This is a genomic window from Kribbella sp. NPDC048928 (genome assembly GCF_043197975.1).
Taxonomy (GTDB): Bacteria; Actinomycetota; Actinomycetes; order Propionibacteriales; family Kribbellaceae; genus Kribbella.
The window spans coordinates 1,030,685-1,051,194 of sequence record NZ_JBICUC010000002.1; the positions used below are offsets into that span (position 1 = coordinate 1,030,685).

The 20,510-nt window shown below is 67.3% G+C and carries 13 protein-coding genes; 4 read left to right on the forward strand and 9 right to left on the reverse strand.

The annotated features are described in order from the left end of the window. Positions 1-5: 5 nt before the first annotated feature. From ACGFI6_RS11965 to ACGFI6_RS11985, 5 genes are all read right to left on the reverse strand, one after another. Positions 6-857, reverse strand: coding sequence for a hypothetical protein (locus ACGFI6_RS11965; protein ID WP_393117569.1), 852 nt, complete (start codon positions 855-857; stop codon positions 6-8). Further along, complete coding sequence (locus ACGFI6_RS11970) at positions 854-2,431, reverse strand: alkaline phosphatase D family protein (protein WP_393117571.1); 1,578 nt, start codon at positions 2,429-2,431, stop codon at positions 854-856. Before ACGFI6_RS11970 ends, ACGFI6_RS11965 begins: the two co-directional genes overlap by 4 nt. Positions 2,432-2,524: 93 nt before the next feature. Further along, the gene (locus tag ACGFI6_RS11975) at positions 2,525-3,325 is read right to left on the reverse strand and encodes a hypothetical protein (RefSeq protein ID WP_393117573.1); all 801 of its coding nucleotides are present in this window, start codon (positions 3,323-3,325) and stop codon (positions 2,525-2,527) included. An 87-nt stretch (positions 3,326-3,412) separates the two neighbouring features. After that, positions 3,413-5,566, reverse strand: a complete 2,154-nt coding sequence (locus ACGFI6_RS11980; protein ID WP_393117575.1) for a (Fe-S)-binding protein — start codon at positions 5,564-5,566, stop codon at positions 3,413-3,415. An 86-nt stretch (positions 5,567-5,652) separates the two neighbouring features. Next, positions 5,653-7,104 carry a GAF domain-containing protein gene (locus tag ACGFI6_RS11985; RefSeq protein ID WP_393117577.1) on the reverse strand — a complete coding sequence of 484 codons (1,452 nt, stop codon included), beginning with the start codon at positions 7,102-7,104 and terminating at the stop codon, positions 5,653-5,655. A gap of 82 nt (positions 7,105-7,186) precedes the next feature. Between ACGFI6_RS11985 and adh the strand changes: the two genes are divergently transcribed. The 3 genes from adh to ACGFI6_RS12000 all read left to right on the forward strand — a co-directional run bounded on the left by adh (position 7,187) and on the right by ACGFI6_RS12000 (position 12,737). Next, complete coding sequence (adh, locus tag ACGFI6_RS11990) at positions 7,187-8,710, forward strand: aldehyde dehydrogenase (RefSeq protein ID WP_393117579.1); 1,524 nt, start codon at positions 7,187-7,189, stop codon at positions 8,708-8,710. Then, complete coding sequence (locus tag ACGFI6_RS11995; RefSeq protein WP_393117581.1) at positions 8,710-9,087, forward strand: DUF779 domain-containing protein; 378 nt, start codon at positions 8,710-8,712, stop codon at positions 9,085-9,087. Before adh ends, ACGFI6_RS11995 begins: the two co-directional genes overlap by 1 nt. A 137-nt stretch (positions 9,088-9,224) precedes the next feature. Beyond that, the gene (locus tag ACGFI6_RS12000) at positions 9,225-12,737 is read left to right on the forward strand and encodes an alpha-N-acetylglucosaminidase TIM-barrel domain-containing protein (RefSeq protein WP_393117582.1); all 3,513 of its coding nucleotides are present in this window, start codon (positions 9,225-9,227) and stop codon (positions 12,735-12,737) included. On the opposite strand, the gene ACGFI6_RS12005 is transcribed toward ACGFI6_RS12000, so the two are convergent. The 4 genes from ACGFI6_RS12005 to ACGFI6_RS12020 all read right to left on the reverse strand — a co-directional run bounded on the left by ACGFI6_RS12005 (position 12,726) and on the right by ACGFI6_RS12020 (position 18,810). Next, positions 12,726-15,194 (reverse strand): GH116 family glycosyl-hydrolase, encoded by a 2,469-nt coding sequence (locus ACGFI6_RS12005; protein WP_393117584.1) that lies wholly within the window; start codon positions 15,192-15,194, stop codon positions 12,726-12,728. The two genes, ACGFI6_RS12000 and ACGFI6_RS12005, sit on opposite strands and share 12 nt — an antisense overlap. A 624-nt stretch (positions 15,195-15,818) precedes the next feature. Next, entirely contained in the window at positions 15,819-16,631 is an 813-nt protein-coding gene (locus tag ACGFI6_RS12010; RefSeq protein WP_393117586.1) for a carbohydrate ABC transporter permease, read from the reverse strand. Further along, a complete protein-coding gene (locus ACGFI6_RS12015; protein WP_393117588.1) occupies positions 16,628-17,494 on the reverse strand; it encodes a carbohydrate ABC transporter permease in 867 nt (288 codons plus the stop codon). The genes ACGFI6_RS12010 and ACGFI6_RS12015 overlap by 4 nt, the downstream gene beginning before the upstream one ends. A gap of 8 nt (positions 17,495-17,502) precedes the next feature. Then, the gene (locus tag ACGFI6_RS12020; protein WP_393117590.1) at positions 17,503-18,810 is read right to left on the reverse strand and encodes an ABC transporter substrate-binding protein; all 1,308 of its coding nucleotides are present in this window, start codon (positions 18,808-18,810) and stop codon (positions 17,503-17,505) included. Between the two features lie 325 nt (positions 18,811-19,135). On the opposite strand from ACGFI6_RS12020, the gene ACGFI6_RS12025 reads away from it, so the two are divergent. Next, positions 19,136-20,347 carry a hypothetical protein gene (locus ACGFI6_RS12025; protein ID WP_393117592.1) on the forward strand — a complete coding sequence of 404 codons (1,212 nt, stop codon included), beginning with the start codon at positions 19,136-19,138 and terminating at the stop codon, positions 20,345-20,347. The last annotated feature ends 163 nt before the right edge of the window (positions 20,348-20,510 follow it).

Consider the following 20,510-nt stretch of genomic DNA (forward strand, 5'->3'; position numbering starts at 1 on the left):
GGCGCTCAGTTCCCGTAGGCCTCGAGTTCGACGATGCGGGAGTAGGTGTGGTCGTTGCCGTCCAGGCAGAGGATGCGGACGGCGTCGGCCTGCACCGGAGCGAAGGTCGAGGTGACATGACCGGCGGTGTTGCCGCGGACCTGGGCGACGGTCTGCCACGCGCCACCGACCTGCACCTGGACGTCCCAGTCCTTCAGGCCGTTCGCCTTGGCCGGGTACTTCGCCGAGTCGAGCGTGTAGAGCTCGACGCGGCCGACGGCTGCGGGTGCGGACAGCGCGACGTCGTAGGTGTCAGGGAACGCTGCGCGGGTGCCGTCGTTCCACCCGGTCAGCGTGTCCCAGTGCTCGGAGTCCTTGTCGCCGTCGACCGCGCCACAGAGGGTGAAGTTGCCGTGCGTGGACGACGCGGTCGCCTGCTCGCCCAGTACGAGGTTGTCGCCGGCGCCCTTCGGCGGCAGCGGCTCGACCGTCACCGGAACCGTCACCCGCGTCCGGTCGACCTCGAGCCCGATCTTGTACGAGCCCGGCTTGGCGTCCCGCGGTACGCGGACCTCGACCGGTGCGGACACGGGCTGATCCGGGTCGACCGCGGGCAGCCACGACGAGAAGAGCGTGCGGGACAGCTGCAGTGGACCGGTGGGCTGCAGCGTCAGGTCGGCGTACCGGTCCTGCTTGCCGGTGTTGGTCATGGTCAGGTTGAGCGTGCCGGGCAGGCACGGGAGCCCGACGACGCTGAGCTGCTCCGGCGCGACGCCGACCCCCACGCTGGAAGTTGCCGAAGGCATCGAACTGGAGCCGAGCAGGGCGGCGGCGACGAGCGTGCCGGCCGCGATGACGGTCTGCCGGGGGATCCTCATTGCTGTACCTCCGCGATTCCGGGGCGGCCGTCCTCGACGAGGAGCTTGGCGCGGGTGCTGACGGTGCCGTTCTGGACCGACACCTTGTCGACGACGCGATAGTCGGAGATCCACCGCTGCGGCGTGATCGTGCAGCTGACGTAGCCGCGCTGGAAGTTGCCGAACTTCAGGTGCGGGTTCTCGCGCAGCAACGTCGCCCCGCCGGCGTCCAGGTCCTCACCGTCGATGCCGGACGTGATCGACGTACCGACGAACTCCGCGCCGACCGTCGCGGACGACGGATCCGTGAAGTCGAGCTTCAGGTCCGACGCCACACTGCGGTGCAGATCGCCCGCGATCGACACCAGGTTGCGGACCTTGCGTTGCGCGGCACCGCCGAGGATCCGGTTCCGGGAGGCCTCGTACCCGTCCCAGGTGTCCATCGGGACGAGCACCTCCGGCCCGTCCTTGGTGTCCAGCCGGGCGATCGCGGTCTGGTGCGCGAGCACGTTCCAGCGCGTCTGCGACGCCGACCACCCGTCGAGCAGCCACTTCTCCTGCGCCTCGCCGGTGATCGTGCGCGCCGGGTCGGCCGTCTCCGGACCCGGCGCCTTGGTCCCGTCGCCGTACGCCTGGTCGGAGCGGTACTGGCGGGTGTCGAGCACGTTGAACTCCGCAAGCCGTCCGTACCTGATCCGCCGGTACAGCTGCATGTCCGGGCCCTTGGGCAGTTGCGCGAGCCGCAGCGGCATGTGTTCCCAGTACGCGCGGAACGCGTTCGCGCGTCGTACCAGGAACTGCGCCGGCGGCGCGCTCGGATGCGCGGCGTCCGCCCAGTTGTCGACCACCTCGTGGTCGTCGAGCGTCACCACCCACGGCGCGACCGCGTGCGCATGCTGCAGATCAGGGTCCAGCTTGTACGCCGCGTAGCGCTGCCGGTACTCGTCCAGCGTCACGGTCTGCTGGGTGATGTACGGCTCGTTCGAGTGCGGCCGGATGCCGCGGTCGATGCCGAACTCGTAGATGTAGTCGCCGAGGAAGAACACCACGTCGTGGTCGCGTTGCGCGAGGTCGGCGTACGCCGTGTACCAGCCCTCCCACCACGCCTGGCAGGACGCGAACGCCAGCGAGAGCTCGGGAACCACCGCGTCGTACGCGGGCGCGGTCTTGGTCCGGCCGACCGGGCTGAGTTGCCCGTTCACGCGGAAGCGGTACCAGTAGTGCCGCCACGGACGCAGCCCGCGGACGTCGACGTGGACCGAATGGCTCGACTCCGGCTGGGCCTTCGCCGTCCCGCTGCGCACGACCCGGCGGAACTGATCGTCCTCCGCGACCTGCCACTGGACCTCGACCGGCCGCCGGTCCATCCCGCCGAACGGCGCGAGCGGATCGGGGGCCAGCCTTGTCCAGATCACCACCGCGTCCGGCAACGGGTCGCCGGACGCCACACCGAGCGTGAACGGGTCCCGCCGGTCCGGGCGGCCGGTCCAGCCGGCCGCCGCCGACCGGACCTCCGGGAGGCTGCCGCTCAGCGCGAGCGCCGCCGCTGCCCCGCTGACGGTGAGGAACTTACGTCGAGTACTCAACATCGGCATCCACCCACCCGATCATCCCGAGGTGATCACATCCGTAACGAGAGATTACGAGAAGTTCACACGTACGAGTGGGAAAGTGGCCGATATCGGTCGTTACTTCACGATCTTGCTCGCCGGCGGCGCGGTGATGTGCACCGGCTTGTTGTAGTCGGTCATGTTCATCACCATCGACACGCCGCTCAGGTCGAACGTCATCCGCCGGACCAGGTGGGCCTTGTCCAGCCACATCGAGTAGGTCAGCGTCTTCGGCAGCTCGGCCGGGACCTTCTTGCCTTGGGCCGCCAGCGCCTTCGCGGTGTTCACGGTCACGGCGTACCGCTCGAGCTGCTGCCCGCCGATCGTCTCGGTGCGGACGAACTTGACGCCGACCATGGACTTGTCGAAGGACTTGTAGATCTTTGTCGGGTCGCCGCCCTCGATCAGCTCGCTGAGCTGGCCGTTCAGACCGGAGGCGAACTTCTTGTACTTCCCGGCCGGCGTGAGCCCGGGGATCGAGAGGTACGCGGTGTTCTTGATGACGACGATCTTCGCGGTGTTGCCCTGGAACGCGGGGCCGGACATCTCCATCGACATCGCGACCGGGTTCGTGGTCTGGAACCCGTCCATCGTCATCAGGGGCGAGCCATTGGCGGTGACCGTGCCGACGGTGTGCCAGGCCTTCTGCTTGCCGATCGCCGACGTCATCGCCGGGACGAACGTAACCCGGTTCAGGTGCGCGACCGGTGCCGGCTGGACCGGATCGGCGGCCTTGGTGGTGGCTGGCTGCGGCGCGGATGAGATGGCTGCCGGCGACGGCTTGTAGCCGGTGGCCTTCGGGTCGCTGTTGCCGCAGGCGGCCAGGCCGAGAGCGAGTGGTACGGCGGCCGCAGTGGCGACGGCATGGCGGAACTTCATGATGCGGATTCCTCCCCAGGTGATGCAGACGGTGGATCTTAAGGTCCGGACCGCCTGAGGAGGAAGTGGTTTGCAGCTAGTTGCAGGTCAGCTTTCGCCGCGCTTTACAGAGGCCAGGAGAAGTTGTGCGACGTCCTGGACCTCGACGGACTCGCGGGCCGAGCCGTCGGCCTGCTTTGCGGTGAGGCCGTCGGACAGCATCACCCGGCAGAACGGGCAGCCGGTCGCGATCTTGTCGGCTCCGGTCTCGACCGCCTCGGTCGTGCGGTTGAGGTTGATGCGGCTGCCGATCTTCTCCTCCATCCACATCCGTGCGCCGCCCGCGCCGCAGCAGAACGACTTCGTCTGGTTCCGCGGCATCTCGGCGAACTCGGCGCCCGGGATGATGTCGAGCAGTTCGCGCGGGGCGTCGTACACCTGGTTGTGGCGACCGAGGTAGCACGGGTCGTGGTACGTGATCTTCTGGCCGTTGAGCGTGCTGTCGGCCGCCGCGACCGGGGTGAGCTTGCCGTCCCGGACCAGCCGGTTGAGCAGCTGGGTGTGGTGGATGACGTCCAGCTCCACGCCGAGCTGTGAGTACTCGTTCTTCAGCGTGTTGAAGCAGTGCGCGCAGGTCGAGACGACCTTGCGCACCTTGGTCTCCTTGAAGACCTCGGCGTTCTGCATCGCGAGCTGCTGGAACACGAACTCGTTGCCGGACCGTCGCGCCGGGTCGCCGGTGCAGGTCTCGCCGTCACCCAGTACGGCGAACGTCACGCCCGCGATGTTGAGCAGTTCGGCAACGGCCTGTGTGGTCTTCTTCGCGCGGTCCTCGAACGCGCCGGCGCAACCGACCCAGAACAGGTACTCGACCTCGTCCAGCGACTCGACGTCGGTGCCGACCTGCTTGACCTCGAACGGCAGGTCCTTGGCCCAGTCCATCCGGCCGGACGGGTTCATGTTCCACGGGTTGCCCTTGTTCTCCAGGCCCTTGAACAGCCCGTTGAGCTCGGACGGGAACGACGACTCGATCAGCACCTGGTACCGGCGCATGTCCATGATCGCGTCGACGTGCTCGATGTCGACCGGGCACTGCTGTACGCAGGCACCACACGACGTGCAGGCCCACAACGCCTCTTCGTCGATGACCGCGACGTCTGCGGGTCCGACCAACGGCTTCTCCTGCTCGTCGAGCACCAGTTGCGAGAGCGACTTGCGGCTGTCGTCGTCGCTCGCGAGCAGGTACGGCGCCTTGGCGTACGCGTGCTCGCGCAGCCCCATCATGATCAGCTTCGGCGAGAGCGGCTTGTCGGTGTTCCACGCCGGGCACTGCGACTGGCAGCGGCCGCACTCGGTGCAGGTGGTGAAGTCGAGCAGGCCCTTCCAGGTGAAGTCCTCGACCTTGCCGACGCCGAGCGCCGCGTCCTCGTCCAGTTCCTCGATGTTCTCGAAGTCGATCGGGGCGCCGTTCACCATGATCGGCTGCAATGCGCCGAGCGCCGTACCACCGTCGGCGTTGCGCTTGAACCAGATGTTCGGCCAGGCGGTGAACCGGTGCCAGGCGACGCCCATCGTGGCGTTCAGCGAGATCGTGATCATCCAGGCGAACGAGATCAGGATCTTGAGCATCGCGACCAGGTAGACCGCGTTCTCGAGGCCGTGCTCGGACAGGCCGCCGAAGATCCCGCTGCCGAGGAAGAACGTCATCGGGAAGTGGAACTTCTCGCCGTCGCCGAGCTGGTACTCCAGGCCGCGCAGCGCGAGGATGCAGACCAGGACGCCGAGGATCGTGTACTCGACGTAGTACGCCTGCCAGGACGTCGAGCCGTAGAACCGGGAGGAACGCGGGTTGTCGCCCTTCGGCAGGTGCAGCAGCCGGTAGATCATCAGGCCGACGATCGAGACCAGGCCGGTCCAGGTGAGCGCCTCGCTGACCCACTCGAACACGAACCAGTGCCCGATGATCGGCAGCGCCCAGTGCGGCTCGAACAGCTGGCCGAACGCGGTCACCAGGGTCAGGAACAGCCCGATGAACCCGAACGCGACGAACCAGTGCATCACCCCGATGTGGCTCCACTGCAGCATCCGGGTGTGGCCGACACTCTCCTTGAGGAGCGTGACGGTCCGCTTGCCGGGGTTGTCGGTCCGGCCGGCCGGCTGCCCGAGCTTGATGACGGACACGATGTGCCCGATCGTCTTGCCGAACAGCGCGACGGCGACCAGAGTCACCGCGAGCGAGACGACGATGGCGAGGATCTGCATACCAGCGATGTTATTGGTTGGTTACTCGCGAGTCATGTGCATGCGGCCCTCATCACGCCCGCGTGTCCCGGATCACTCAGTCTCACTCAGTCGAGCAGGCGGTGCAGGCGGGCGGTTACCGCAGGGTGGCGGGGGTCGGCGACGGGGAGGGTGGTGTCGAGGGTTTCGAAGATTTCCAGGTCTTCGGCGCCGGTGGGGGTTTGGGCGAAGCGCCAGAGCAGGTCGGGGTTCGCGGCGTCGAGGACGGCGCGGCGGACGGTGGCGTCGAGTTCGTCGCGTTCGGAGCGGAGGGCCGGGGCGTCGGAGCGGGCGAGCAGCGGACCGGCGTACAGGTCGAGGGCCTTGGTCAGGTTGCCGCTGCGGAGGGCCTTTTGTACGTCGGTGACGTCGCCGGTCACATCGGCGATGATCCGGTACGGCTTCGTGTCCAGCACGCCGCCACCGAGCAGCGTGCGCAGCCGGTGCATCTCGCCGCGGACCGTGGTCGGGTTGCCCTCGTCGCCGTACAGCTGGAGCATCAGTTGCTCGGCGGTCAGGCCGGACGGATGCAGTAACAACAGTGCGAGTACTTCCGCACGCCGCAACGTCAGCGCGATCTCGCGGCCGCCGACGACCGCGATCGGCTGCCCGGATCCGAGCAGCTTCAACCGCAAGGACGGGCGCGAACGGCGGACCGGCGTGCCGGGCATCCGCAGCAGGAAGCCCTCGTCCAGTCGCTCGACGAGTCCCTCGCGGCCGTCGCCCAGATCGATCCGTTCGGCGCCGTCCGGTACGACGAGGCGGTCGGGCAGCCATTCGAGCGGCTGGACCGCGAGCACGCGGCCGCTCGGGGTCAGCAACGCACCGGGGGCTTCACCGAGCGCCATCAGGTACCGCATGTTGCGGGCGCGGAGCATCTCGTCGGCGGCGGCCATCCGTACCTTCAACTGTCCTTCGGCGAGCTGGGCCGCGGCGGTGACCAGCGCGACCATCGCCGGGTGGACGGTACGCAGCGGGCCGGAGACGTCGACCGCACCGAGCAGCTTCCCGGTGTCGGGGTCGTGCACGGGCGCGGCGGCGCAGGTCCATTCGTGGATGCGGCGGACCAGATGCTCGGCGGAGTGGATCTGTACGGGTCCGCCGACCGCGAGCGCCGTACCCATGCCGTTGGTGCCGATCTTGTCCTCGGACCACACCGCGCCCTCGGACAGGGCGATCCGGTCGGCCGTCCGCTTCACGGCGGAGGCGCCCTCGCGCCACAGGATCATGCCCTGCGCGTCGGTGACGATCATGATGTGCGACGCCTCGTCGGCGATCGTGGTCAGCGTCTGCCGGAGCACCGGGAGGACGGCGCGCAGCGGGTGGTTGTTGCGCAGTTCCTCGACCATCCGCTGCTCGAGGATCATCGGCGGGAGGTCGAGGTCCGGATCGACCGCGGCGGCGAGAGAGCGTTCCCAGGACGCGGCGACCAGCGGTCTCGGGTCGGCCGCGGCCGGGCTGCCGCCGAGCACCTCGTCGTACAGCCCGCTCAGCCGGCGGGCCCGCTCCCGTTCGTCCATCCAACCTCACTCAACACTGCAACGTCCATGCAACGCGGCGGACCTTAGGTTCGCCTCCAACGTCGGATCCGTTGGAGGACCTATGACGATCTTCGCAGCTCCCGGGCAGGATGGCAGCCCGGTCGCGTACAAATCGCGCTACGACCACTACATCGGCGGCGAGTGGGTCCCGCCGGTCAAGGGTGGGTACTTCGAGAATCCGACCCCGGTCACCGGCGAGACGTTCACCGAGATCGCCCGCGGTACTGCCGCGGACGTCGACGCCGCGCTGGACGCCGCGCACGGTGCCGCGCCGGCCTGGGGCCGGACGTCGCCGGCCGAACGGGCGAACATCCTGAACAAGATCGCCGACCGGATGGAGGCGAACCTCGAACTGCTCGCGGTCGCCGAGAGCTGGGACAACGGCAAGGCGGTGCGCGAGACGCTGGCCGCCGACCTGCCGCTGGCGATCGACCACTTCCGGTACTTCGCCGGTGCGCTGCGGGCCCAGGAGGGTTCGGTGTCGGTGATCGACGACGACACCATCGCGTACCACTTCCACGAGCCGCTCGGCGTGGTCGCGCAGATCATCCCGTGGAACTTCCCGATCCTGATGGCGGTCTGGAAGCTGGCGCCCGCGCTCGCGGCCGGCAACGCCGTCGTCCTGAAACCGGCCGAACAGACGCCCGCCTCCATCCACGTACTGCTCGAACTCGTCCACGACCTGCTGCCGCCGGGCGTGCTGAACGTGGTCAACGGGTTCGGCGTCGAGGCCGGCAAACCGCTTGCCTCAAGCAACAGAGTTGCGAAGGTCGCGTTCACCGGCGAGACCACGACCGGCCGGCTGATCATGCAGTACGCGTCCGAGAACATCATCCCGGTGACGCTCGAGCTCGGCGGCAAGAGCCCGAACGTGTTCTTCGCCGACGTCGCGTCCTCGAAGGACGACTTCTACGACAAGGCGCTCGAGGGCTTCGCGATGTTCGCGCTGAACCAGGGCGAGGTCTGTACCTGTCCGTCGCGGGCGCTGATCCAGTCGTCGATCTACGACGGCTTCCTGGCCGACGCGACGGCGCGGACGCAGGCGATCAAGCTCGGCAACCCGCTGGACACCGACACGATGATGGGCGCGCAGGCGAGCAACGACCAGTACGAGAAGATCCTCGCCTACATCGGGATCGGCAAGGAAGAGGGCGCCCGGGTGGTCACCGGTGGCGCCAAGGCCGAGCTGGACGGCGACCTCGCGGGTGGGTTCTACATCCAGCCGACGATCTTCGAGGGCGACAACAAGATGCGGATCTTCCAGGAGGAGATCTTCGGCCCGGTCGTCTCGGTGACCCGGTTCGACGACTACGCCGACGCGATGAAGATCGCCAACGACACGCTGTACGGCCTCGGTGCGGGCGTCTGGTCGCGCGACATCAACACGGCGTACCGGGCCGGCCGCGAGATCCAGGCCGGCCGGGTGTGGACGAACAACTACCACGCCTACCCGGCGCACGCGGCGTTCGGCGGGTACAAGAACTCCGGCATCGGCCGCGAGAACCACAAGATGATGCTCGACCACTACCAGCAGACCAAGAACCTGCTGGTCAGCTACAGCCCGTCGAAGCTCGGCTTCTTCTGATGCCTGAGAAGGTCCTGCTGACCGAGGCGGCGGAGGAGTTGCTCCGCCGCCTCACCGAGATGCACGGCCCGCTGATGTTCCACCAGTCCGGTGGTTGCTGCGACGGCAGCTCGCCGATGTGTTACCCGGACGGTGAGTTCCGAACGGGGGCGGCGGACGTGCATCTCGGCGCTCTCGAGGTCGACGGCCTCGAGCAGCCGATCGGCTTCTGGATGTCCGCCAACCAGTACGAGTACTGGAAACACACCCAACTCACCGTCGACGTGGTGAAAGGCCGCGGCAGCGGATTCTCCGTGGAGGCCCCCGAAGGCGTCCGCTTCCTGATCCGCTCCCGCCTCTTCACCGACCAAGAGTCCGCCGAACTGGGACTTCTCTGACGAACGCCGCCCGTCCGGTGGCGTTGCCGGGCGGTCGGCGTTCCCTTCTGTGCTGTTGACAGATCCTTTCAGGACCGAAAGGCTGATTCGGAAAGATCTTTCCGAATGTGTTGCCCTTCCGCCTGAGGTGACTCGCCATGAGATCTGTCCGTACGTCGATGACCGCTGCGCTCGCGGTGCTCTCGCTCCTGATCGCCCCGACGGCGATCGCCGCGGAGCCGTCAGCACCCGCGGAGCCGGCAGTACCCGCCCCGGTACCGGAACCTGCGTCGGCGGGCGGGCCGGCTCGGGAGGCGTTGGTTCGGCTGGTCGGGGCGCGGGTTGCTGGGCAGGTTGTGTTGGAGGGGGTTGATCGGGGGGCCGGGAAGGACTTCTTTCGGGTGGGGGCGGTCGGGGGGAAGCTGCTGATCGCGGGTAGTACGCCGGCTGTGCAGTTGGCTGGGTTCGGGTGGTACTTGCGGCATGTTGCGCATGCTGACATCGAGCTCGAGGGTGAGCAGTTGAAGTTGCCCGCGAGGTTGCCGCTGCCGGCGGAGCCGATCGAGCAGCGCGCTTCTGTCGACAATCGGTTTGCGCTCAATGACACCAACGAGGGGTACGCGGGGCCGTACCTCAGTTGGGCGCAGTGGCAGCGCAGGATCGACGTACTGGCGTTGCACGGCATCAATCAGGTGCTGGTGTACGAGGGGCAGGAGGCTGTCTACGAGCAGGCCTTCCAGAAGTTCGGCTACACGGCCGACGAGTTGCGCGGCTGGATCCCGCAGCCGGCGCACCAGGCCTGGTGGCTGCTGCAGAACGAGTGCTGCCTGGGCAGCCCGATCTCGCAGCAGTTGATCGACCGGCGGACCCAGTTGGGCCGGCAGATGTCCGATCAGCTGCGCGAGCTGGGCATGACCCCGGTGCTGCCCGGCTATTTCGGTACGGTGCCGGAGGGCTTCACCACCCGCAACCCAGGCGCCAAGACCGTGCCGCAGGGCAAGTGGGACGGCCTGGCCCGGCCTGACTGGCTCGATCCGACCAACCCGGTCTTCGCGCAGGTCGCGGCGGAGTTCTACCGGGTCCAGACCGACCTGTTCGGGCCCAGCACCATGTACAAGATGGACCTGCTGCACGAGGGCGGCACACCGGGCGACGTCAGCGTCCCGGATGCGTCCCGCGCCGTACAGAGTGCTTTGGAGGCGGCGCACCCCGGAGCGATCTGGGCGATCCTCGGCTGGCAGAAGAACCCGTTGCCCGCGACGTTGCAGTCGATCGACCGTTCCAAGATGCTCGTCGTCGACGGGATCTCCGAGGCGCCGAACATCACCGACCGCGACAAGGACTTGCTCGGTACGCCGTACGCGTTCGGCACGATCTGGAACTTCGGCGGCCACTCGAACCTCGGCGCCTCGCTGGCCGACTGGAACGAGAAGTTCCATGCATGGCTGGACAAACCCGGCACCGCGCTCAACGGCATCGCGCTGATGCCCGAGGCAATCGACAACAACCCGGCCGCGGTCGCGTTCTTCACCGACCTGGCCTGGCAGGACCGGCCCGTCGACCTGCAGCAGTGGTACGTCGACTACGCCACCAGCCGGTACGGTGCGGCGGACCCGCACGCGATAGCTGCCTGGAAGATCCTCGGCAACACCGTCTACAACTGGCCGGCGTCCGCGGACAGCAAGCACCCGACCGGGCTGTTCGACTACGAGCCCAGCCTGGGTATCACGGGTACGGCGATCCCGTACGACCCGGAGGTGTTCCGCCAGGCGCTCGGTGAGCTCCTCGCGGTACCGCCCGCGCTGCGGCGCAGTACGGCGTACCGGTATGACCTGGTCGACGTGGCGCGACAGGTGGTCGCGAACGACAGCCGCACGCTGCTGCCACGGATCTCGGCCGCGTACCGCGCTGCTGACCTGGCCCTGTTCCGCAAGCTGACCGCGGACTGGCTGCAGCGGCTCGACCTGCTCGACGACCTGCTCGGCACCGACGAGAACTTCCTGCTCGGGTCGTGGTTGGCCGGCGCGACAGCGCAGGCCGCAACACCTGACGAGGCGGCCGCGCTGCGGTACGACGTACGCACGCTGATCACCGACTGGACTGCCACGGCGACACTGCAGGACTACGCCCGTCGTGAGTGGAACGGTCTGGTCGGCGACTACTACGCCGGCCGTTGGCGGACGTACTTCGCTGCGCTCGACACCGCACTCTCGACCGGGCAGCCGGTCGCACCCACCGACTGGAAGGCGTACGCGGAGAACTGGGCGCACACCGACACGCAGTACCCCACGAAACCACGGGGCGACGCGTACGAGTTGGCCTCGCGGATCGCGGCGACGCCGGTCGGCGCACTGCAGGTCGAGCCGTCCGTACGCGGTGTACGGCCGGGCGGGACGGTGCAGGTCACAGCCACCTACACGAACGCCAACACCCTGCGTGCCGCACGAGCTGTCCGGGTGACGCTGACCGCTCCGCGTTCCTATGGGGTCAAGCCGGTCGGCCCGACCGTGGCTGACCACATACTGCCCGGTGGCACGTTCAGCGTGGTCTACAACATCACCGTGCCGTCCGGTGCGCACGCACTGGACCTACCGAAGCTGACCGCCGCCGTGAGATGGCAGTCCGGCACGGCAGGTGCCACAGAGTCCGCCGGTACTCGACTGCTGATCGTAGGTGAAATCGCCGCGCCCTGGCGGGCGATGTCGACCAATGACGCGACCTTCGCGGTCTCGGGTGACGACGTCGGGATCGCTGGTGGTGGCAACGACATGTGGAAGGGCACCGACGAGCACGGTGTCGTGTACAAACCACAGGTGCTCGCAGAGGGGCAGGCCGTGACCAGCAAGGTCACGTCACAGGACCCGACGGCGCCGTACGCGCGTGCCGGCTTGCTGGTCGGCAACGACCTGTCGGCGGCGCACCCGCTCGGCTACGCGAACATTGCCGTCACTCCGGAGCACGGGTGCTTGTTCAGCTGGGACTCCAACGGTGACGGGACGCTGGACACCTACTCGGCCGCCGACGGGTTCACGACCCCGGTGTACGTACGGATCGCCCGGTCCGGTGGGCAGCTCAGTGGTGCGTGCAGCCAGGACGGCCTGAACTGGTCGATCGCCGGCTCCGCGGTGGTGCCTGGTGCAGCTGCGCTCCAGGACGTCGGGGTGTTCATGAGTGCGGTCAACACCCACACCGGGACTACGGGCATCGCTACGTTCCACGGGTTCGCGGTGGCGCCGTACGCACCGCGGGACAGCTCCGGCGACAGTGTGGTGAGCGTTCACAAGCCGGTCAACGCACTGGGCGAGGAGGACGGTCATCCGGCGACGGCCGCGAATGACGGCAGCAGGTCCAACAATCCGTACTGGGGTGGTCCGCTGGGGCCGACCTGGTGGCAGGTGGATCTGGGTACGCCGACAGCGGTGTCGGCCGTCAACGTCCGCAACTACGTGGACGGGAAGCGGTTCTACAACTACCGCCTCTTCGGCAGCCTGGACGGCACGCACTGGTTCCAGCTCGGCGGCCGGTTCGGTACGGCGCCGGTCGTCGATGCGGGAGACACCTTCCGCACCGAGGCGACCGCGCGCTACGTCCGGGTCGAGGGCATCAGCAACTCCGCGAACAACACGTTTCACCTCACCGAGGTCACAGTTACCGGGGCCTCAGACGGCTAGTTTCAAAGGCGTTCCAGGGAGCACGTGCCCGTTGACCTCGTGGGCGGTGCCGTCGACGTGGACGGCTGCGAGATCCAGCTGACCGGCTTCGCAGGTGAGGGTGAGAGCACCTGAGGAGTACGTGGCTGTGCCCCAGCCGGTGTTGGTGGTGAACGGGAACTGCCACGTGTCCTGGGAGCGCGCCAGGTCGAGTGGTGCGAAGGAGATCGTCCTGGTGACGGCGTTGTGGCGGTAGCCGGTCAGGGCTTCCAGTACGGACCAGCCGGCCGCGTTGCGGATGTAGTGGTCGCCGCACTCGATCGGGTTGAACGGGTTGCGGCGCGTGCCGTCGTACCGGCTCCACATCCCTTGCAGGATGGACATGCCCTCGTCCGTCAGGCCCTCGTAGAGACAGTGGGCGGCCACCTGGTACTCCGAGCCTGTCCACACCTCGTCGCAGTACCTTGTGGGTACGTCAGGGCGTCCGCCGTGCGGCCACGTGCACATGAGCAGGCCGGTGTCGTCGCCGTCGGCGAAGACGCGGTACGGGTGCTCGAAGTCGTGGAACCCGGTACGCAGGTTGTGTCGCAGGACGTTGCGCAACGCCGTACGCACATGGTCTTCCGGGAGCAGGTACCCAAGGTCCAGTTGGTGTGCCCACCACTGGCCGATCAGCTGGTCTGCCAGACACCCGTCACCCCACTGGAAGTCACGGGTCTCGTCCGGGTCCAGGATCTGCCGGTAGTACTCACCGGTGAACAGCAACTCGTCGTACGCCTTGCTGCCCACTTCGAAGAGCGTTCTGAAGGCCTGGCCGTCCTCACCGAGCAGGAGCGCCATCTCTTCGGCAGCACGGAGTGCGGCGAGCCACAGCGTGCCCATGAACGAGTTGACGCCACACAGGTCGATGTCGTGCGTACTGGGCTGGATGCCACGCAGCACGCCGTCTCGCAGCCACTTGCCGTGGATGTGGTCGAGCAGCCGGACCACGTTGGACCAACGGCCACGCAGCCAGTCCAGCCCGGCGCCTTGGCGTACCTCTCTGTACGTCTTGAGGACGCTGCCGAGCATGCCGTCCAGTGCGGGCTCTTCGGGTCCGCCGATGACCACGTCCCACAGTTGCTTCATGTAGAGCGGTGCGCGGACCCGGTGCGGGATGTAACCCTCCGGCGCCTGCATGACGTCGTACTCCGTGTCACGCATGTTCTGCTCCAGCGACGGGAACAGCCGGGACAGGGTCTGCTCGTAGTTCCACACGTGCGTGCAGTTGAGCGGACATGAGCCGCCGTACCGGCCGCCCCACATGACGGTGGACGCGCCGAGTACGCCCTCGAAGCCCAGTACGTCGCCGTCCGCTGTCTGGAAGACGGTTGGGCTCCGTACGTCGGCGGCGAGCGCTGCTAGTCGCGCACCGGCCTCACCGGGCAGGCTGCTCTTCTCGAACGCATCCGTCCAGGACGCGGTCAGGTCGCGCAGCGTTGGCCACTCAGCGATGAACGACTCGGCTGCGGCGACAGCATCCGGTGTACGTCGGGTGTAGGCGTTGCCGAGCCAGAAGCGGCTGTGGCCGTACTCCGGATGCGGTCCGAACTGGTTGAAGTCGACATATCGGTTCGGGAAGTGCCACGCGAGGACGAACCTGACCTCCCGCGTCTCGCCCGGCTGCAGACCGAACGGTACGGCGAGCCCGCCGTTCCACGTGCTGCCGGCCGCGCTGGCGCCGCTCGCAAGGGTCACCGGACCGTTGAGGAAGGCAACGAATTCTTCGGGACGGCTCCACTGCGGATGCACGAGCGCCTCGCTGTCGGCGGCGAGCACCAGTTGACCGGCACCGGGGTGGTCGGCTGGCAGGCTGCCGTTCTCGAGTACCAGCGAGGTCCAGCCGTTGTGCCGGCGAGCGCGGTTGGTGTTGCCGCCGTACAGGCTGCAGGAGACGCCTTCGACGGGCGTGACACCGTCCCAGCCGACTGAGTTCTGCAGGGCGCCGGCGAGCTTTCCGTGGACGGCGATGTCGCCCGGGTTGCGCAGGGTGAAGGTGAATCCCACGACCGGTTGCGAGCTGGCCGCCGCGTCGCTCGGTACGAGTGGATTGAAGACGTCCAGGCTGAGCTCGATCGGCAGCTCCGTCTCGTACTCGACGTGAGCCTGAGGGTACGTAGCAGTCACCGTAGTGGTGCCGATCGGCCGGATGACGTCGTGCAATCGCTGCTCGCTGGTCGGTACTAGGTCGTCGGTGACGAGCGGGGTGTTGGACGGAGCGACAGGTGGCCCTTGGAGCAGACGTACCTCGTCAACCGGCGGCTCTACGCGGGACAGGCGGAGCGCGAAGAAGCTGTCCGGCACGTGGCCCTCGTGGTTGCCGAGGTTGTGCAACTGCCACTGGCGCAGCGCACCATTCCCAGCCAATGCCACGGTGCCGGTGCCGAGACCTCCCAACGGCAGTGCGAAGTGTCGAAGGTTGTCACCGGTGTAGTGCATGTTTCTCCGTCCCATAAGACGTTGCAGTACCAGCAGAGGCGAACAGGGCGACGGGCCCGGGAGCGAGTAGCAGCAAGGAAGCAGCTACAGAGGTACCGAGCAGAAGCGCGACGAAAGCGAGTGCGAGAACTCCCAGCGGGACCAGCGGCGCACGGGCAACCAGCTGGAGAGCTGTGAACCACAAGTGCTTCCCACGCAGACCGCCCGTCACCCGCAGACTGAAGGCGTAGCAGGAGGCGAGTGTTAGCAGCACACCGGCACAACCGCTGACCGCCAGGGGGAGTGCGAACAGCGGGCCCGAGTACAGCTGCCAGTTGAGCAGTGCGAGCGCCAGCACCACACCCGGCACCAGACCAACCCCGACTCCAGCCAGAGCGTGCCTCCGCAGGTTCCTGAGCAGTAGTGCGACACCACCGTGGTCTTCTAGTACTACCGCGTCCGTGGTCGCGACAACAGCAGCCCAGATGGGTGAGACGACGAATGCACTCAGTAGAACGCTGAGCGGTGACAGCCCTGGACTGAGGAGAAGGACGACGGCAGCTGCCGCGCAGGTGAGGGCTCCGGCGGTGGCCAGGAGGGGGAGCTCGTGCCAGAGCGCTTTCAAGGCGATGGGTAGGCGGTCGGTCATGCGCGGAGTCCGGTCGACGCGATCGAGGCGATGAAGGACCGCTGGAAGATCAGGAACAGGACCAGGATCGGCAGTACGACCAGCGTGATCGCGGCGAACAGGACGACGGCCGGCCCGCCGCCCATCGCACCCTGCAACGACACCAGCCCTACCGGCAGCGTCATCTTCTCCGGGGACGACAGGAAGATGTACGGCCAGAAGAAGTTGTTCCACGACGCCTCGAACACGAAGATCCCGAGCGCGGTCAGCCCGGGGCGCGCCAGCGGCAGGATCACCCGGAACAGGATCCAGAAGTGCCCGGCGCCGTCCATGATCGCCGCCTCGTCGAGCTCCCGCGGGATCGACGAGATGTACTGCCGCAGGAAGAAGATCCCGAACACGTTCACCAGCGCCGGCAACCAGATCGCCACCGTGGTGTCCACGAGATGCAGCCAGCGCATCATGATGAAGATCGGTACGACGGTCAGCTGCACCGGGACGACCAGCGCCGCGAGCAGTACCAAGAAGATCTGATCCCGGCCAGGGAACCGCAGCCGGTTGAACGCGTACGCCGCCAGCGCGCTCGTCAGCAGTGCGCCCGCGGTCGTGATCACCGCGATCTGCAGACTGTTCCAGGCCATCTGCGCGAACGGAATCAGGTCCGGCACCTGCTGGAAGTTCTGCAGGGTCGGCGGCCGCGGGATCCAGTTCGGTGGCAGCTGGAACGCGTCGATCGGCTCCGACAACGCGGTCACGATCAACCACACCAGCGGCGCGATCATCAACAGCCCGCCGAGCACCAGCACCAGGTCGAGCACCTTGCCCCTCACTGGTGAACCCACCGGCGGGAGAGGCGGAACTGCAGGCCGGTGACGACCATGATCACCACGAACAGTACGAGCGACAGCGCGGCGGCGTACCCGACCTCGAAGGACTGGAAGCCCTTCTCGTACGTGTACTGCACGATGCTCCGGGTCGCGCCGTCCGGACCGCCCTGGGTCATGATCACCATCGGGTCGAAGATCTGGAACGCGCCGATGAACGTGATCACCGTGGCGAAGAAGATCGTCGGCGACATCACCGGCAGCGTCACGCTCCAGAACCGCCACCACGCGTTCGCGCCGTCCACCCGGGCCGCCTCGTGCAGTTGCGCCGGCACCGTCTGCAGCCCGGCGAGCAGGATGATGAACGTGTACCCGATCGTGTGCCACCAGTCGACGACGATCAGCGTCGGCATCGCCCAGGTCGGTGACGCCAGCCAGTTGGTCGTCGTCGACAGGTAGTACGCCGCGATCCCGAACGTCGGGTCGAGCACGTACTTCCAGATCAGCGCGACCGCGGCCCACGAGACCAGGAACGGGAAGAAGTACGCCGTCCGGACGAAGTACTTGGTGCCGCGCGTCATCGTCCGGTGCACGCCGAGTGCGAGCAGGATGCCGATCCCGATGTGAGTGACGACCGACGACAGCGCGAACACGAACGTGTTGACGATCGCGCGGATCGTCGCGCCGTCACTGACCAGCTGCTTGAAGTTGTCCAGGCCGGCGAACTCCGGCGTGCTCAGGAGATCCCAGTGGTAGAGGCTGAGGCCGAAGGCGGCGACCAGGGGGAGGGCGACGAAGAGGACGAAGAGCAGGACGGCCGGGCTGATGAACAGGTAGCCCGGCAACCAGTCCCGCCGCTGTGGTTTCAACGGGGGCTTCAGACCAACCCCTCCAACGCGGTCTGTGCCTTGCCGAGCGCGTCGGCCGGCGCGGCGTTACCGGTCAGCACCTGCTTCCAGCCGTCCTCGATCGCCTTCTGGATCGCGGCGCCCTTGTCCGGCGACGGGATCGGGGTCGCGTAGCTGAGCGCCTGGTACAGGTACTCGGTGCCCTTGGGTGCGTCGGTGAGGAACGACTGACTGCTCGCGATCGACTTCCGGGCCGGGACGATGGTGCCGCCGAGCTGCGCGAACGTCGACGAGCCTTCCTTCGAGATCAGGAACTTGATGAACGTCCAGGCGTCGTCCTTCTTCTTCGACGCCTTCAGGATCGGGTACCCGTTCCAGCCGACCGGCGAGCCCTGCTCGACCTTGGTCGGCCACGGCGCGATGCCCATCTTCTGGGTCGCCTTCAGGTTCCGGATGCTGATGATCGGCCAGCGCCCGCCGCCGAACATCGCCAGCTTGCCCTGCGCGGCCGCGGTCGCCGCGTCGAACGTACCGCCGGGCGGTGGCGACAGCTTGTCCGCGACCAGCTTGCGGTTGAACTCGGCCGCCTCGATCGCCGCGGCGTCGTTGTACGTCGGCTTCGACCAGTCGTCGCTGAAGCTGCTGGTGCCGTTGGTGAGCAGCCACGGCATGATCGCCGCGAAGTACGCCGAGTCCGCCGCATAGCCGAACGCCCCGGTCTTGGCCTTGATCTGCTCGCACGCGTGCCGGAAGTCGTCCCACGTCCACTTCGCGGTCGGCTCCGGTACGCCGGCCTTCGCGAACAGGTCCTTCGAGTACCACATACACATCGTGTTGAACTCGCCCGGCAGGTAGTACGTCTTACCGTCGGTGGAGGCGTACTTCTTGTCCCACTCGATCAGGTTCGGGTCCATGTCGGCGTAGTACTCGTCGATCGTCGACTGGTCCTTCTTGATGTAGTCGTCGAGCGGTGCGAGCAGACCCTTGGACGCGAACAGCCGCTGGCCCTCGGTGGCGATCTGGATGACGTCCGGGACCTGGCCGCCGGCGATCCGGGTGGAGAGCTTGTTGAAGAAGTCGCCCCAGTTCGACAGCGGGATGCCCTCGGCCTTGAGCTTGATCTCCGGGTGCTGCTCGGTGAACTTCGCGAACAGCTTGTTCCAGGTCGCCTGCTGCTCGGCCGTCCCCATGTAGACGAACGACAGCTCCTTCGACGACGCCGCACCGCCGCCGCTCCCGCCGCCACAGCCGGCCAGCGTGCCGGCCAGCGACATCGCGAGCGCCGTACCGCCTGTGGTCTGCAGGAAACGTCTCCGGCTGAGCAGGGACTGATCCATGGAAGTGGACCTTTCTGGGCGGGAAATCGATTTCTCGCGAGCATAGTCCCGGAGGGGGAAACGGTGTCAAGGGTCGGGCACCAGGAAACTCACGGGGAAACCTTCACCGCCTCCGGAGCTGACCGTGTCCGCGTGATCACGCGGGAAATCCGGTCCGGCCGGGTCAGGCGTCATGGCTCGACCCATGACATTTGTCAGTGGTCCAACTGCTGGCCTCGAAGACAGCAGCGGACGCACGATGCGAACACCCCCAAATCAAGCCGGCCTCCGCCCACTGGCCGATCGGGGTGGTGTGCGGAGGCCTGCCCAACCTCGAGGAGTCCAGTTGAGGCAACGGATTCTCGTCTCCGCCCTGAGCGCCGGTGCGCTGGCTGTGGTCGGCGTGACCGCAGCGATGTCGAGCGCAGCCGGTGCCGTCGCGGCACCCACCCCCTACACCGCCGGAAAGCATGCCGCCAAGGTCTGTTCGGCGACCAGAGCCGCCCACACCGCGGTCTGTGACGCGGTCAAACTCGTCGACGCCAAGGGCGCCGCTCCGAAGTCGTCCGCCCCGCCGGCCACCGGGCTGACACCGACCGGCCTGCAGGACGCGTACAAGCTGAAAGGTCTGAAGGCGAACGGCCGGACCGTCGCGATCGTCGACGCCTACGGGTACCCGAACCTGGAGCGTGACCTCGGCGTCTACCGCTCACAGTTCGGGCTGTCGGCCTGTACGACCGCCAGTGGCTGCCTGAAGGTCATCGACCAGAACGGCGGTACGTCCCTGCCGCGGTTCAACGCCGGCTGGGCCGGTGAGCAGGCGCTCGACGTCGACGCGGTCTCGGCCGCGGCGCCGGACGCCAGGATCATCGTCGTCCAGGCCAAGTCCGCGAGCTTCGCGGACCTGGGTACGGCGGTGCAGACCGCGGCCAAGCAGGCCGGGGTTGTTGCCATCTCCAACAGCTACGGCGGTGGCGACGCCGACGACGCGACGTACGGCAAGTACTACAACCACTCGGGGATCGCGGTCACCGCGTCCACCGGCGACAATGGCTACCAGGGCGGCAGCTACCCGGCCTCCTCGTCGTACACCACGGCCGTCGGCGGTACGTCGTTGGTTGCCGCGAGCAACACTCGGGGCTGGAGCGAGAGTGTGTGGAGCGGTGCGGGCTCGGGCTGCTCGACGTACAACACGGCTCTGAGTGCCGCGTCGTCGTTCGACACCGGCTGCGCGAAGCGTGCGATGGCGGACGTGTCCGCCGCTGCCGACCCGGGGAAGGGCGGCATGGCCATCTACTACCCGACGAGCAAGACCGCGTCCACCTGGGCGCAGTTCGGCGGGACCAGTGAGGCCGCGCCGATCATCGCGGCGGTCTACGCGCTGTCCGGCAACACGGCCGGCTACCCGAACGCGTTGCCGTACGGCCACGCGAGCTCGCTGTTCGACGTGACCAGCGGCAGCAACGGCAGCTGCCCGACAACCCAGTGGTGCAACGCCCGCGCCGGCTGGGACGGCCCGACCGGCCTCGGTACGCCGAACGGCGCCGGCGCCTTCTGATTCAGGCATACATTGCTGATTTGACACTGGGAGCGATCGGGCGATTGCTACGTGCAACCGCCCGGTCGCTCCTAGTACTGTTCCGAATACGAAGGACAACCCTCAACTCCACGGCAATCCGGTGATTTCTCTTCCCCGGACGGTCCCGCAGGCTTAAGGTCAG